The organism is Chryseobacterium sp. FR054 (assembly GCF_056844565.1).
This window is the reverse complement of the sequence record NZ_JBXDSA010000001.1, coordinates 1,298,534-1,311,549: the sequence shown is the minus strand read 5'-3', so window position 1 is coordinate 1,311,549 and position 13,016 is coordinate 1,298,534. Positions and strand designations below refer to the sequence as shown.

The 13,016-nt window shown below is 40.0% G+C and carries 12 protein-coding genes; 7 read left to right on the top strand and 5 right to left on the bottom strand.

Annotation, left to right across the window (positions count from 1 at the left end; genetic code table 11):
- Positions 1-64: 64 nt before the first annotated feature.
- Positions 65-1,336 (top strand): UDP-N-acetylmuramoyl-tripeptide--D-alanyl-D-alanine ligase, encoded by a 1,272-nt coding sequence (locus AC106S_RS05945; RefSeq protein WP_482438165.1) that lies wholly within the window; start codon positions 65-67, stop codon positions 1,334-1,336.
- Positions 1,337-1,472: 136 nt separating this feature from the next.
- Here AC106S_RS05945 and AC106S_RS05940 read toward each other — a convergent pair whose 3' ends face one another.
- Entirely contained in the window at positions 1,473-2,084 is a 612-nt protein-coding gene (locus tag AC106S_RS05940) for an NUDIX hydrolase (protein ID WP_482438164.1), read from the bottom strand.
- A gap of 36 nt (positions 2,085-2,120) precedes the next feature.
- On the opposite strand from AC106S_RS05940, the gene AC106S_RS05935 reads away from it, so the two are divergent.
- The gene (locus tag AC106S_RS05935) at positions 2,121-2,510 is read left to right on the top strand and encodes an SRPBCC family protein (RefSeq protein ID WP_482438163.1); all 390 of its coding nucleotides are present in this window, start codon (positions 2,121-2,123) and stop codon (positions 2,508-2,510) included.
- A 31-nt stretch (positions 2,511-2,541) separates the two neighbouring features.
- On the opposite strand, the gene AC106S_RS05930 is transcribed toward AC106S_RS05935, so the two are convergent.
- The 3 genes from AC106S_RS05930 to bamG are packed head-to-tail and all read right to left on the bottom strand — an operon-like array spanning position 2,542 to position 5,484.
- The gene (locus tag AC106S_RS05930; RefSeq protein ID WP_482438162.1) at positions 2,542-3,588 is read right to left on the bottom strand and encodes an anhydro-N-acetylmuramic acid kinase; all 1,047 of its coding nucleotides are present in this window, start codon (positions 3,586-3,588) and stop codon (positions 2,542-2,544) included.
- Positions 3,588-4,187, bottom strand: coding sequence for an LPS export ABC transporter periplasmic protein LptC (gene lptC / locus AC106S_RS05925; RefSeq protein ID WP_482438161.1), 600 nt, complete (start codon positions 4,185-4,187; stop codon positions 3,588-3,590). The genes AC106S_RS05930 and lptC overlap by 1 nt, the downstream gene beginning before the upstream one ends.
- Before the next feature lies 1 nt (position 4,188).
- A complete protein-coding gene (gene bamG, locus AC106S_RS05920) occupies positions 4,189-5,484 on the bottom strand; it encodes a BamG family beta-barrel-assembly machinery protein (protein ID WP_482438160.1) in 1,296 nt (431 codons plus the stop codon).
- A 353-nt stretch (positions 5,485-5,837) separates the two neighbouring features.
- Between bamG and AC106S_RS05915 the strand changes: the two genes are divergently transcribed.
- Positions 5,838-6,956, top strand: a complete 1,119-nt coding sequence (locus AC106S_RS05915; RefSeq protein WP_482438159.1) for a DNA polymerase III subunit — start codon at positions 5,838-5,840, stop codon at positions 6,954-6,956.
- A 73-nt stretch (positions 6,957-7,029) separates the two neighbouring features.
- On the opposite strand, the gene AC106S_RS05910 is transcribed toward AC106S_RS05915, so the two are convergent.
- Positions 7,030-8,145, bottom strand: a complete 1,116-nt coding sequence (locus AC106S_RS05910) for a hypothetical protein (RefSeq protein WP_482438158.1) — start codon at positions 8,143-8,145, stop codon at positions 7,030-7,032.
- A gap of 109 nt (positions 8,146-8,254) precedes the next feature.
- Here AC106S_RS05910 and AC106S_RS05905 point away from each other — a divergent pair, with 109 nt between their 5' ends.
- The 4 genes from AC106S_RS05905 (at position 8,255) to AC106S_RS05890 (ending at position 13,008) form a co-directional block, all read left to right on the top strand.
- The gene (locus tag AC106S_RS05905; protein ID WP_482438157.1) at positions 8,255-8,881 is read left to right on the top strand and encodes a TetR/AcrR family transcriptional regulator; all 627 of its coding nucleotides are present in this window, start codon (positions 8,255-8,257) and stop codon (positions 8,879-8,881) included.
- Positions 8,865-10,181: a TolC family protein gene (locus tag AC106S_RS05900; protein WP_482438156.1), complete on the top strand. Its 1,317-nt coding sequence runs from the start codon at positions 8,865-8,867 to the stop codon at positions 10,179-10,181. The genes AC106S_RS05905 and AC106S_RS05900 overlap by 17 nt, the downstream gene beginning before the upstream one ends.
- A gap of 16 nt (positions 10,182-10,197) precedes the next feature.
- Positions 10,198-11,301 (top strand): HlyD family secretion protein, encoded by a 1,104-nt coding sequence (locus tag AC106S_RS05895; RefSeq protein WP_482438155.1) that lies wholly within the window; start codon positions 10,198-10,200, stop codon positions 11,299-11,301.
- Between the two features lie 129 nt (positions 11,302-11,430).
- Complete coding sequence (locus tag AC106S_RS05890; RefSeq protein ID WP_482438154.1) at positions 11,431-13,008, top strand: DHA2 family efflux MFS transporter permease subunit; 1,578 nt, start codon at positions 11,431-11,433, stop codon at positions 13,006-13,008.
- Positions 13,009-13,016: the final 8 nt, after the last annotated feature.

Sequence of the window (13,016 nt, the reverse complement as noted above, 5' to 3'; positions counted from 1 at the left end):
TATTGATCAAAAAATACTTTAAAAAAACCTTCCGGATTTTCGGAAGGTTTTTTATTTTTGGGATATGAATACAGCACAGTTTTATCCTTTACTGCTGAAGGCAGATAAAGTGACAATTGATAGCAGAAAGATAGGAAAGAACGATATTTTTTTTGCATTCTCCGGTGACAATTTTAACGCTGCTACCTTAGCAGAGAAAGCTATTGATGACGGAGCACTGGCTGTCATTGTGGAACAGGCCGGCTTCGAAAATAAATCCCGGAATATATTCTATGTTCCGTCCACCCTGGAATTTCTTCAGGAACTTGCTGTTTATCACAGAAACCGGCTTCAGATTCCGATCATAGGACTCACCGGCAGCAACGGAAAAACAACGACAAAAGAAATCATTCATGCGGTACTTTCAGAAAAATTTAATGTTCAGTATACCTTTGGAAACCTGAATAACCACATCGGAGTTCCGCTGACGATCCTGTCTGTGAAACCGGAACATGAAATGGCTGTCATTGAGATGGGAGCTAACCATCAGAAAGAAATAGAACTTCTGTGCAGTATTTCACAACCTGATTTCGGATATATTACCAACTTCGGGAAAGCCCATTTGGAAGGATTCGGAGGTTTTGAAGGAGTGATCAAAGGAAAGTCTGAACTCTATGATTATCTGAAAAATCATGATAAAACCATTGTAGTTAATGAAAATGATCCTGTTCAAAAAGAAAAAACAGAAAATTATCCGCTTAAAATCACTTTTGGAAGCGAAGATTCAGACTATCAGTTTAACCTGATTTCGGAAGAACATTTCGTAGGACTGGAATACCAGGGAATGAAAGCCGTATCAAAACTTACAGGAGAATATAACTTTACCAATCTGTGTGCGGCAGCAAGTCTGGGACTGCATTTCGGAATCAGTTTTGAAAATATCAGGCATGCCGTTGAAAGCTATACCCCAACCAATATGCGTTCCCAGATTGTAAAAAAAGAGGGGAGAACCCTTGTGCTGGATACTTACAATGCCAATCCGAGTTCGATGACCGCTTCCCTGAATAATTTTATCACTTTTGAAGGCCGTAAAACGATTGTTATAGGAGATATGCTTGAACTGGGTGATGAAAGCATGAAAGAGCATCAGAATATTCTGGAGCTGGCCCGTAAATTGGGATTTGATGAAATTATTACTGTCGGAAAGAACTTTAAGGCCGTTCATTCTTCTGCGACATCGTTTGAAAATACAGCGGAATTGATAGAATATCTGAAACAGCATGCCATACAGTCTGAAAATATCCTGTTAAAAGGATCCAGGGGAATCGCACTGGAAAAATCAATTGATTTTATTTAATACGTACGGTTTGAAGCCGGGAGTTGGAAGTGAAAACGGTATCCGCCAGAGGATAGCCGTTTATCTTTTCAACATGATCTAATTGGATGTCCGGAGATTTTCCGGTTTTTAAACTTATATTCCTTTCGTGCTCAGATTACCGGTCTTTAGAATCCCGGAACTCTTTAACGATAAGCTTAATATTTTTAAATGTGCTTGGAAAAACCTCGTTCTCAATCTGTGACGTATTTTTCCAGGCTACTTCTGTTATGCCTTCTTCTATCTGGGGTTTTGAAGTATCTTCTCCATTGAAATACATTTCAAACCAGTGGGTACATTTCAGTATCTTTTCACCATTCCTTTCAATATAGATGTGATAGGTCGTATTGATGAAGCGGATCAGTTCCACATTCTTAAGGCCGGTTTCTTCTTCAATTTCCCTTACCGCAGACTCTTCGCGGGATTCTCCTTTTTCCATTTTCCCCTTCGGAAGGTCCCATTTGCCCAGCCTTCTGATAAAAAGAATATCTCCCTGCGGATTGTTAACGAGACCGCCGGCTGCTTCTATGATCCTGAAAAGACCCTGAAACTCTTTCCATATTTCTTCTATATTCTCACCGAATACATTAAGTTCAGTGGCAGAAGTGTTCTCCAAAAGATCCAGAGCAATCTCCAAAGTTGTGAAACTTTCATACTTGAGCTCTTTTTCAAGATTCTCAGGATGTCTGGACACTAATAATTTTTTTTCGTTCACAAAAACTTTATACATTTGTAAGAGTTAAGAATTTAAATACAAAAATAAAAAATGAATTTAGAAGGACGAAAAATTATTGTCAATAAATCATCGAAGGAGCTATCGGAATTGTTAAAAACACCTGAGAACTATAAGGATTTTATGCCGGACGGTCTTCAGAAGTTTGAAACAAGAGACAACGGATTTAAATTCGGTCTTCAGGGAATGCCTGAAATTGCTTTAAAAATTGATGAAGTAACGGATCAGAAAGCCGTTTTAAAGTCTGCAAGCTCAAGTTTAGATTTTTCTTTAACGGCAACTTTAAACCCTCTTAATGAAAACCAGACTGAAGTTCAGATGCTTTTTGAAGGAAAATTCAATCCGTTTATCAAAATGATGGTAGAAAAGCCGCTTCAGAATTTTATCAATACCCTGACCGATAAGATCGAAGCTTACAAATAAAAACTAAAACCTTCAGTACTGGAGGTTTTTTTTATGCAATTATTCCTGAACTGTGGTCAGAAGTGCTCCCGGTTGCAGAAGACAGCACATTAATTTCATTATTCATCTTCAAAATGCCCATAAAAGCAAAGATCAGGGCTTCTTTATAATCAATGATCTCCTTTTTGGGAATAATGATCTCTGCATCTGTTTTTTCTTTTATTTTCTCTACAAGAAAAGTGTTATAAGTACCTCCGCCTGTGAACAGAATATTCCTGATCCGGTTCTGAGCGATCACTTCAGAGATCTGCACGGCAGCATGCTCTGTGAAGGTAGCCATTGCATTAGTCGTTTCTATGCTTTCCAGTAATGGGAAAATATACTGCATACACCATTCCAGACCCAGAGATTTCGGATGAGGCAAGCCGTAAAAATCCAGTGAGTTAAGCTTGTCCAGTAATTCAATATCAATCGTACCGGACCGGGCAAGATCTCCGTTTTCATCAAAAGGTTTGCCTGATCGTTGAGCCAGCCTGTTTAAAACGATGTTAACCGGAGCGATATCAAACGCAATTCTTCTCCCGTTCCGGTTTATGGAAATATTGGAAAAACCTCCCAGATTCAGGCAGGCATCATATTCTGAAAACAACAGATGATCCCCGATAGGAACTAAAGGAGCTCCGTTTCCTTTCATGAGCACATCCTGGCTTCTGAAATCATAAATAACCGGGATGCCGGTTTCTATTCTGATGGCTCTTCCATCCCCGATCTGAAGGGTAAACCCCTTTTGAGGCTGATGAAAAACCGTATGTCCGTGTGACGCGATCAGGCTGATATGGTCAAGATGGTTCTTTCTGATAAACTCTTTAACCTGCCTGCCGGTATAAAAACCGTATTCTGAATGAAGCTCAAGAAGATCCTCGGAAGAAAGATGTACTGAGTTTCTGAGCCTTTCTTCCCATTCTGAAGGATAAGGAAGGGTTTCAGCGTTCAGGATATGAAAATTCCATTTACCTTCCTTTTTTTCAAAAGAGGTAAAGCAGATATCAAGCCCGTCCAGACTGGTTCCGGACATTAGTCCGATGGCCTGTGCCTTCATTATTGTGGTACTTTTTTATCTGTGGACAGCCTTTTGGAACTGAAGTTTCCTGAATTTTTGTAGAAAGTATATTCAGAAAAATCATCTTTGGCAGTCATGCCGTTGGCACCTACCAGGGTAGAGCCGTCTTCCATCGTTACGTATACCGTATCTTTGGTATAGATCCTTTTTTTTCTCTGATCCCAGAAGATACTCTGCATGGCAAATTTCTGTCCTTCGTTGGTGGTGATTTTTACATCACCCTTAGCTTCATAGAATTTTTTATATTCAAAGATACGGGCAAATTTTGCAGTGATCTTTCCGGGAACTTTAGGTTTTTTTTTATCGTAAAACTCTATATTGATTCCTTTTCTTGCTACGGTATACGGGCTGTCGATAAGCTCATATTTTTCGATGATCGGTGCTTTGGCCTTTAAGGTGATAAAACCCGAATCGCGCTGGATAATATTGGCGTTGTTAATGATCTGTGACGGGAAATTCTTACTGTCCTTTCCGTTTTGTTTGGTAAGGTCTTCTTCACAGGAGGTCATTATAAAAAATATAGCACAACTAAAAAGGCATGCTATATTTTTATATGATATTTTGTATGAAAAATTCATTTTAATTGTACAGATTCTTTCTGAACCATTTATCAGCAAAATTGAAGCCGACTCTCAGATTGATGTAATTCTGGTTGATCAGGTTATTTTTAAGAGTTCCTCTTTTACCCAGTTCAAGCCCCAGCTCAAGTCCGCTCATTCTGGTAATACTGCTTGTTTTGAACGGAAGTACCACTCCGGCTGAAATCCCGAACTTATTAATGCTGGTTCCTTCCAGTTTAAGATTACCTCTTTCATAGAATGCTCCGTAACGGTAGATGACTCTGGAAAAATAATTTCTGAAGTTGTTATAGTTCGGAAGATACCAGCCTCCTGCAGAAATTCTGTAAGTATCCTGGAAATCAAATGTTTTTCCGAAGTAAGAGATATCTTCTCCTTTTTTATAGTCAAGCTGCCCGGAGAAGAACCAGTGGTTTTCACTTCCGTAACCTACCCCCAAAGATGCCTGCATCGGAAGAAGGTTTTTAGAACTTGTACTCTGCTGGTCAATGATGCTTTCATTAGCTTTTACGGTCTGAGCCAGATCGGAATATCGGTAAGTACTGTTGGTATAATCAGTGACGTTATTACCGGTATTACCAAAGGTAGCGGTTGCCCCGATCGTTAGTTTTCTGTCAGTACGGGTATTCAGGCTCTGGTAACTTCCTCCCAGGGTAAAGTTGAAGTTTTTAATTTTATTTTTGGTCTCGTACCCGTTGATCAGATCAGAACTGGAGGTAGAGTTGTAAGAGGTAAATTCATTCAGATCATAAAGATTTCCAAAATAAAGATTAGCTCTTAAACCTACTGCAAACTGCTGGTTGATTTTGTAAGAAACGGCTGCCTGAGCGGTATTCAGTGTTCCGCTTCCTTTAAAATGATTGGCATAAACGGTTCCGTCGGAAAGAGTCTGGGTATTGATGATATCATAACTCTTGGAGCTGTATGGCTGATAGGATAATCCCATTTTTACCTTTGCCGATAAAGGAAAGGCCAATGCAATATTGGAAAGATACGTAGAATGTTTGGTAGACTTCGTATCGTTATAGTTGGTTTTAAAGTAATTGTTTTCGTTGGTTGCTTCCAGTCTGATGCTTGTAAGCTCGAAATTGGAGTTGTTTGCAGGGTTTGCAAAGTTGAAACTGCTCGTGAAATCACTGATGTAAGCAGTAGAGATACCACCCATAGAGGTAGTTTCAATCGTATTATCATATTTAACATCTCCGATCCCGTAAGTGGCATAAGGTGAGTTGCTTATGCTCTGTGCATTCAGGAAGTATCCAGCTGATATGAATGATACTACAAAGATTTTTTTCATTCTTTATTTTTAAAACAATGCGCAAATATCTTAAATATTAATGAATTGTAAAAATTATATGTGGTTAAAGTTTGTTAAGGGCATTAGAGAAGCCGAAAAGTTGATGAATATTGAATAATTCGTAATGAATGGTAAATTCCCAATTTGCTTTGCCATCAGTTTATTACTGCTGTCAGCTTTAAATTATTCCTGTTTTATCCGAAAAACAAAGAAATTTAAAAAGCAGGTCTGTCTCCGGATTCTCAGGACTGCCGGGTGAAAGCCGTTGCAAAAATTCAATATTCAGTTCTGCTGTAAAATTTATCAATCATATTTTAATTCATATTCTCCTCCGGATTTTTTATCTTTGGAACATGAATTGGGAGAATATTGCCGGACAGCAAAACCTGAAACAGCTTCTTAAAGAAAGTATTGCCGAAAACAGAGTGAGTCACGCCCAGCTTTTTGTAGGAAAAGAAGGGTATGGAACATTGCCTATGGTACTGGCTTATGCCAAAGAGATTTTAAGCAGTGAAAATGAACATGCCGCATCTAAAGTGGAGCATCTGAACCACCTTGACCTGCATTTCAGTTTTCCGGTTTTTACGGATAATAAAAATTCTTTGAGTAAAAATAAATTTGAAGAATTCAGAGAGATGATCATGGCTTCTCCTTATGCCAGCTATGACGACTGGACTGCTTTTCTGGAGTCCGAAAACAAGCAGCTTTTTATTTCCGCCGATGAGATCGATGACCAGAACCAGAAATTCGCCCTAAAAAGTTTTGAAGGCGGAACTAAGATTCTGGTGGTGTGGAGAGCCGATAAAATGAATATAGCAGCTTCCAATAAATTTTTAAAATTTCTGGAAGAACCTCCCGCAAAAACTGTAATTCTCCTTACGGCAGAAAGTACCAATGATATTCTTCCTACCATTCTTTCCAGAACACAGGTTGTAGAAGTTCCCAGAATCAGTGATGAGGACCTTGAACTGTTCCTCGGAAAGAATTTTTCGGTGACGGGTGACAAAGCCCGGGAAATTGTTCATGAAGCTCAGGGAAACCTCAATGATGCAATAAAACTGATGAATTCCGGACACAAGTCTGATGAATTTGAAAAACTGTTTGTACAATGGGTGCGTGATGCATTTATGGTGAAAAAGAAACCTCAGTTTCTTAAAAGCATTATCTTTTGGGCCAGAGAAATTGCCGGCTGGAACAGGGAAAAACAAAAGAACTTTTTAAACTACTGTTCCGAGATCTTCAGACTGGCACTCCTTCAGAATTATCAGTCGGAAGGCCTCGTGTATAAGAAGATCAATGCAGACGGATTCAACTGGGCCGGGTTTTCAAAATTCATTAGTGGGGCCAATATAGAAAGCATTCTTGAGGAAATCAATACCGCAGATCTTCACCTTACCAGAAACGGTAATCCTAAAATTGTGTGGACCGATCTTGGGATAAAACTATCGAGGTATATTCATAAAAGTACATAAAATGAAAACTCCGGAAATTTTCCGGAGTTTTTTATCAAACGTATTTAACCTTTTTGCAGGATAAAATTATAATCTATAAATTTTTTAATGAGTTTTGAAATTCCTGAAGCTCTTTTTCCATAAAATCCGGGTTGTTCAGCTGTTTCCGGAGAGATTTTATATTGCCGATCGTACTTTCGAGAGCGGTTCTGAACCAGGGAAATTCCTGACTTAAAGAAGTAAGCTTTGCCAGGGCTCTTACAGGATTTTCAGTTTGGGATAAATGTACGGCATGCTCATATCTGAAAACAGGACAGTAATAGTATTCTTCTGCAACATAATCCCATGCATTATCATCAGCCTCTGTATTCATCAGGTAAAGCATTGCGAAAATGGAAGAATCGGTATAGCCTTCAGAGAATCTGAAACAACCGAAAACGGATTCCGTATCATTTTGCTGTATTTTTTTGTCCAGTACTTCGTGGAATAGCCGGTGAGAAAGCTCTTTTTCAGAATGATTTCCTAAGATGTGAAGTACAGTGGCATATTCCACTTTTACAGAATGATCTTCAGGGTGCTTCCGGTAGGCTGTTTCAATATATTCCTTTGCCGCAGGATTATCCAGCAATACCCGGTGAAGCTTGGATAACGATACCAGTTCTTCTTTGGCGAAATCTCTTTTATCAGACATTTTTTCCTCAAAATAGGAGAGTGCTTTTTTAGGATAACGGTCTTTTACAAACCTTTCGATTACCTGCCAGTGCTCAAGTTTTTCAAATTGAGACTGATCCCAGAAACGGTAGAATAACGACATTCGGTCCCATTTCGACTGAATGCCCGTCCACTCTCTGAACAGATCTCCGTAAGCCTGGTAAGCAGGGAGAATATTGCCTTTTTCATCTTCAATCTGGATAGTGACTTCAATACCCGGATCAGAATGATACCTTTTGAAGGCTTCTGTAATTTCAAGGTCAAAACGGTTTCCGTCTTCACTGTATACAGACACTGTCTCTTCAGCGATCTGAACAACAGTTTCTTCCGGCCCTATATTGATGTCTTCAGCAGATACGGTAATCGCTTCTTCCGGTTTTACACTGATATCTTCAGTGGGCGGAACAGCTGTTGCTTCTTCCCGGATATCATTTTTAAAGGTTGCTTCATTGGTCTGTTTCTTTTTCTTCCTCTTAAACAGGAAATCAAATAGGCCCATACATTTAGTTTTTTGTAAATATAAATTAAATCTGCATTAAAAAATCAATCAATCGTTTGATTTTATAAAAATCTTATGTACATTTGCGCCTTGAAAAAATGGAAGTGATATGATTTCAAAAGAAGAAAATATATTATTCGCCGCAGAAAAGCTTTTTGCAGAAAAGGGTTTCGACGGAACTTCAACCAGAGAAATTTCAAAAGCAGCCAACGTAAACATCTCTATGATCTCTTACTATTTCGGATCAAAAGAAAAATTATACGAAAAACTTGTTGAATACAGAATGAATGAAGGCCAGTTCTTCTCAAAGGACCTGTTGGAAAGAACAGATATTGATGAGTGGCAGAAAATCGAAAGAATTGTAGATCAGTTTTCCGGAAGAGTAAGACATCACAAATGTTTTTACAGGATTATGCAGAGGGAGCAGCTGCATACCAAAAATCCGCAGATCATAGAATTTCTGAAGCAGACAAAGATGGGATTCCTTTCCATGTATTCCCAGGTGCTTGAAAGTGGACTGAAAAAGGGGATTTTTACCAAAAAACCTCCTATTTATCTGCTTCACTCCACCATAAGCGGAACTTTGTTCTATGCCTCCAATGCTAAGGAAATGTACAAGGAATTCCTGAATGATACGGAAGAAGACGGGATTTTCGACGAAAAATACTATACAGAACTTAATAAACACATTAAATACTTACTAAAAGACCTTTTAGGTTATGAAGAGAATAAATAACTCGGTTATGGCACTCTCCCTGTTAATGGGACTTACCGCCATTCATGCTCAGGAGAAAAAACAGCTCAGCCTTGATGAGGCCGTACAGCTGGGAATCCAGAACAGCAAGAGCTTAAAGATTGATGCCGCTAAAATTGAAGAAGCGACGGCAGATCTTTTGGAAGCAAAAAACAGACAGCTTCCCGAATTGAAAGTTTCAGGCAGCTATATGTATCTTCCGACGAAACCAACGGTTGATCTGAAAATTTCAACAGGTTCAGGAGGTGCCGGAGGGCCCGAAGTACATCAGGTGGCGTATGCATCCGCGAATTTAAGTGTTCCGATTTACAGCGGCGGAAGAATCAAATACGGTATCCAGTCTGCAAAATATCTGGTGGAAGCATCAAAATTAACTACTGAGAACGATAAAACTGCTATTGCTTACAATGTTGCCCAGGCGTATAACAATCTGTTTAAAGCCAACCAGTCTATTAAAGTTTTAGAGGAAAATCTCACTGCTTCCCAAAAAAGAGATGAAACTTTCCTTAAAATGGAAAACAACGGAATCATTGCAAGAAATGACCGCTTAAAAGCAAATCTGCAGACCTCCAATATCGAACTTCAGCTGCTGGAAGCCAAAAATAACTACAATATTGCCAATATCAATATGGATCTGTTATTAGGACTCCCCGAAACTACTGAAATTGAAGTGGACCAGAACTATATTGAAGAAGGAGACGATATTAAACCTGTAAACTTCTACGTGAATGAAGCAAGGGAAAACCGTAAAGACCTTCAGGCCCTGGCACAGCAGAGAAAAGCTGCTGAACTGGGAACGAAAGCAGCCAAAGCGGAGAATCTTCCGTCCATTGCTTTCACAGGAGGTTATGTAGCAGCAGATATCCCGAAATTTCTTACCATATATAATGCGGTGAACGTAGGAATCGGGGTTTCATACAATTTATCCAATATCTGGAAAGAAAATTCATCCCTGAAACAGTCAAAAGCAAGAGAAATGCAGTTGGCTGCCACTGATGAATTACTGAATGACAACATTAAACTTGACGTTAACAGAGAATATCAGAACACCGATTATTCTAAAAAGAGGATTGCTGTTTTTGAAAAATCTGCTGAACAGGCCAACGAAAATTACAGAATCACAAAAAATAAATATGACAACGGTCTTGCAACCATGACGGAGCTTCTGGATGCAGATGCCGCCCAGATTGCCGCCAATGTAGGCGTAATCAATGCTAAAGCAGATGCCGCCCTGGCTTACAGAAAACTATTACAGACAACAGGAACTTTAACAATTAAATAATCAGATCAAACCCAAAATGGAAAATAATAATACACAGGCAGCTGAACCTAAAAAGAAAAAAAGTTTAGTCTTTCCTATCATTTTAGCAGCGGTAGTAATCGGTGGAGGTATCTATGGTTACAGAGCTTATACCTACGGACAGTACCATGAAGAAACGGATGATGCACAGATCACTTCCAATATGGCACCGGTAATTTCCAAAATCTCAGGATATGTTGCTGAGGTAAAAGTAAAAGACAACCAATTCGTAAAAAAAGGAGATACGCTGGTGATCCTGGATAACAGAGATCAGAAAATGGCTTTAGAACAGGCTCAGGCAGCTTTATCAACCGCAAAAAGCAATATATCAACTGCGCAAGCCACCACTACGGCCACCTCTAAAAATATCAACAGCTCACAGGCAGCCGTGGCTACTGCCAACGCACAGATTGAAGCAGCAAAAGTAAATGTATGGAAAACATCACAGGACTTAAAAAGATATGCCAATCTGGTAAAAGATCACTCTATTACAGAACAGCAGTACGAACAGGCTTTAGCGGCAAAACAATCTGCCGATAAGCAGCTTCAGGTACTGGTGGACCAGAGAAATCAGATTGCCCAGCAGACGACAATTGCTTCTTCCCAGACAGCAGCAAGCTCGCAGCAGATCAGTGTGGCAAGCTCTGTGGCAAAACAGAGAGAAGTAGATGTGGAAAATGCCAGACTTAATCTGTCATACACTGTGATTCTGGCTCCGGAGGACGGATATGTCGGAAAAGTTTCTACTCAGGCAGGGCAGTACCTTCAGGCAGGATCCCAGCTTTTTGCTCTGGTTAAAAATGACCAGAAATGGGTAGTGGCCAATTTCAAAGAAACCCAGGTTGATAAAATGGTGGAAGGACAGAAGGTGAAAATTGAAATCGATGCTTTCCCTGATAAAGAATTCGAAGGAGTGGTAAGCTCATTTTCTCCTGCAACAGGAGCCACGTTCTCTATTCTTCCTCCGGATAACGCGAGTGGTAACTTCGTGAAAGTAGTACAGCGTCTCCCTGTAAAGATCGATTTTGTAAATCTTGACAAATCCATTGCAAAACGTTTAAGAACGGGAATGAATGTGAAGGCTGAGGTTTCGCTTAAATAATATCTAAAATTGTAAACAGGTCCGTTAAGTTTTACTGTCAATAGTGATTTTTTTACAGCTTGTATTAAAATTCACCATTCACTTGCGCAGTGAAATTCATCATTGACTTTTTACATTGTAAAAAAACTTATGCAAGAATCATTAGTAGAATATGGAGCACGGAGAGTGATCATTACGGTTACGGCAATCCTCTGTGCTCTGCTTGAAATTGTGGACTCCACGATCGTCAATGTTGCCCTGAACGAGATGAAAGGGAATCTTGGAGCCACACTTTCTGAAGTAGGCTGGGTAATTACAGCCTATGCGATCGGGAACGTGATTATCGTACCGATGACGAGCTGGCTTTCACAGCAGTTCGGACGTAGAAACTACTTTGCCGCTTCCATTATTATATTCACGGTATTTTCATTTTTATGCGGAAATGCCACCAACATATGGGAACTCGTATTTTTCAGACTGATGCAGGGAATAGGAGGGGGAGCTCTTCTGGTAACTTCGCAGACGATTATTACGGAATCCTATCCCATTGAGAAAAGAAGTATGGCACAGGCCATCTACGGATTAGGGGTAATCATAGGTCCCACTTTAGGTCCGCCATTGGGAGGATATATTGTAGATAATTACAGCTGGCCGTATATCTTTTACATCAATATTCCGATCGGGATTGCAGCGACTTTAATGACGCTTCAGTTTGTGAGAAGTCCGAAATATGCAGAGAAACGTAAAGTCTCGGATGTAGACTGGATCGGTATTGCTTTACTGGCAGTAACAGTAGGTTCATTACAGTTCATCCTGGAAAGAGGGCACGAAGAAGACTGGTTTGAAAGCGGAATGATCGTTGCCTTTACCGTAGCAGCTGTTTTAGGATTCATTCTTTTCCTCTGGCGGGAACTTACCTTCAAATATCCGATTGTGGAGCTCAGGGTACTGAAAAACGGGAATCTGAGGATCGGGACGGTGATGTCGTTTGTTCTGGGATTCGGATTATACGGCTCTACCTTTATTGTTCCGTTGTATACCCAGAGTATTCTGGGATGGACGGCTCTCCAGTCGGGTGCACTGATGATTCCGGCAGCTTTAACTACTGCTTTTATGATGCCGATTATCGGACGTCTTCTGACGAAAGGAGCCAAACAGCAGATTCTGGTATCGCTGGGACTGTTTATTTTCTTCATTTACAGTTTCTGGGGATATAAAATCCTGACACCGGATACCAGTAAAGACGCTTTCTTCTGGATGCTGATTGTAAGGGGAGCAGGTTTAGGGCTTTTATTTATCCCGATCACCTCATTGTCACTCAGTACACTGAAAGGGCAGGAAATTGGTCAGGGAGCAGCTTTTACAGGAATGATGAGACAGCTGGGAGGATCTTTCGGGATTGCAGCCATTACTACTTTCATTGCCAATGCAGGTCAGAAATACAGGAATAATCTGATTTCCCATTTGGATGAGAATAGCTTTGAAGTTCAGCAAAGACTGGCCGCATTAAAAGCCAATTTCATGGCAAAAGGAATGACCCCTGATGCCGCGATGAATGCCGCTTATAAAATGCTGGATCTTTCCGTAACCAAGCAGGCTACCGTACTTTCCTATATGGATGTCTTCCTTTATCTGGGGGTGATATTCCTGATCTGTATCCCGTTTATTCTTTTCATTAAAGAAAGAAAAAGCAAAGAGAAAATAGATCTGAGCGAAGCGATGCACTGATTGAAATA

What these genes read in the sequence shown, in the direction of transcription:
- AC106S_RS05945 (WP_482438165.1), top strand. Translation starts at nt 65, where the DNA reads ATGAATACAGCACAGTTTTATCCTTTACTGCTGAAGGCAGATAAAGTG.
- AC106S_RS05940 (WP_482438164.1), bottom strand. Translation starts at nt 2,084, where the DNA reads ATGTATAAAGTTTTTGTGAACGAAAAAAAATTATTAGTGTCCAGACAT.
- AC106S_RS05935 (WP_482438163.1), top strand. Translation starts at nt 2,121, where the DNA reads ATGAATTTAGAAGGACGAAAAATTATTGTCAATAAATCATCGAAGGAG.
- AC106S_RS05930 (WP_482438162.1), bottom strand. Translation starts at nt 3,588, where the DNA reads ATGAAGGCACAGGCCATCGGACTAATGTCCGGAACCAGTCTGGACGGG.
- lptC (WP_482438161.1), bottom strand. Translation starts at nt 4,187, where the DNA reads ATGAATTTTTCATACAAAATATCATATAAAAATATAGCATGCCTTTTT.
- bamG (WP_482438160.1), bottom strand. Translation starts at nt 5,484, where the DNA reads ATGAAAAAAATCTTTGTAGTATCATTCATATCAGCTGGATACTTCCTG.
- AC106S_RS05915 (WP_482438159.1), top strand. Translation starts at nt 5,838, where the DNA reads ATGAATTGGGAGAATATTGCCGGACAGCAAAACCTGAAACAGCTTCTT.
- AC106S_RS05910 (WP_482438158.1), bottom strand. Translation starts at nt 8,145, where the DNA reads ATGGGCCTATTTGATTTCCTGTTTAAGAGGAAGAAAAAGAAACAGACC.
- AC106S_RS05905 (WP_482438157.1), top strand. Translation starts at nt 8,255, where the DNA reads ATGATTTCAAAAGAAGAAAATATATTATTCGCCGCAGAAAAGCTTTTT.
- AC106S_RS05900 (WP_482438156.1), top strand. Translation starts at nt 8,865, where the DNA reads ATGAAGAGAATAAATAACTCGGTTATGGCACTCTCCCTGTTAATGGGA.
- AC106S_RS05895 (WP_482438155.1), top strand. Translation starts at nt 10,198, where the DNA reads ATGGAAAATAATAATACACAGGCAGCTGAACCTAAAAAGAAAAAAAGT.
- AC106S_RS05890 (WP_482438154.1), top strand. Translation starts at nt 11,431, where the DNA reads ATGCAAGAATCATTAGTAGAATATGGAGCACGGAGAGTGATCATTACG.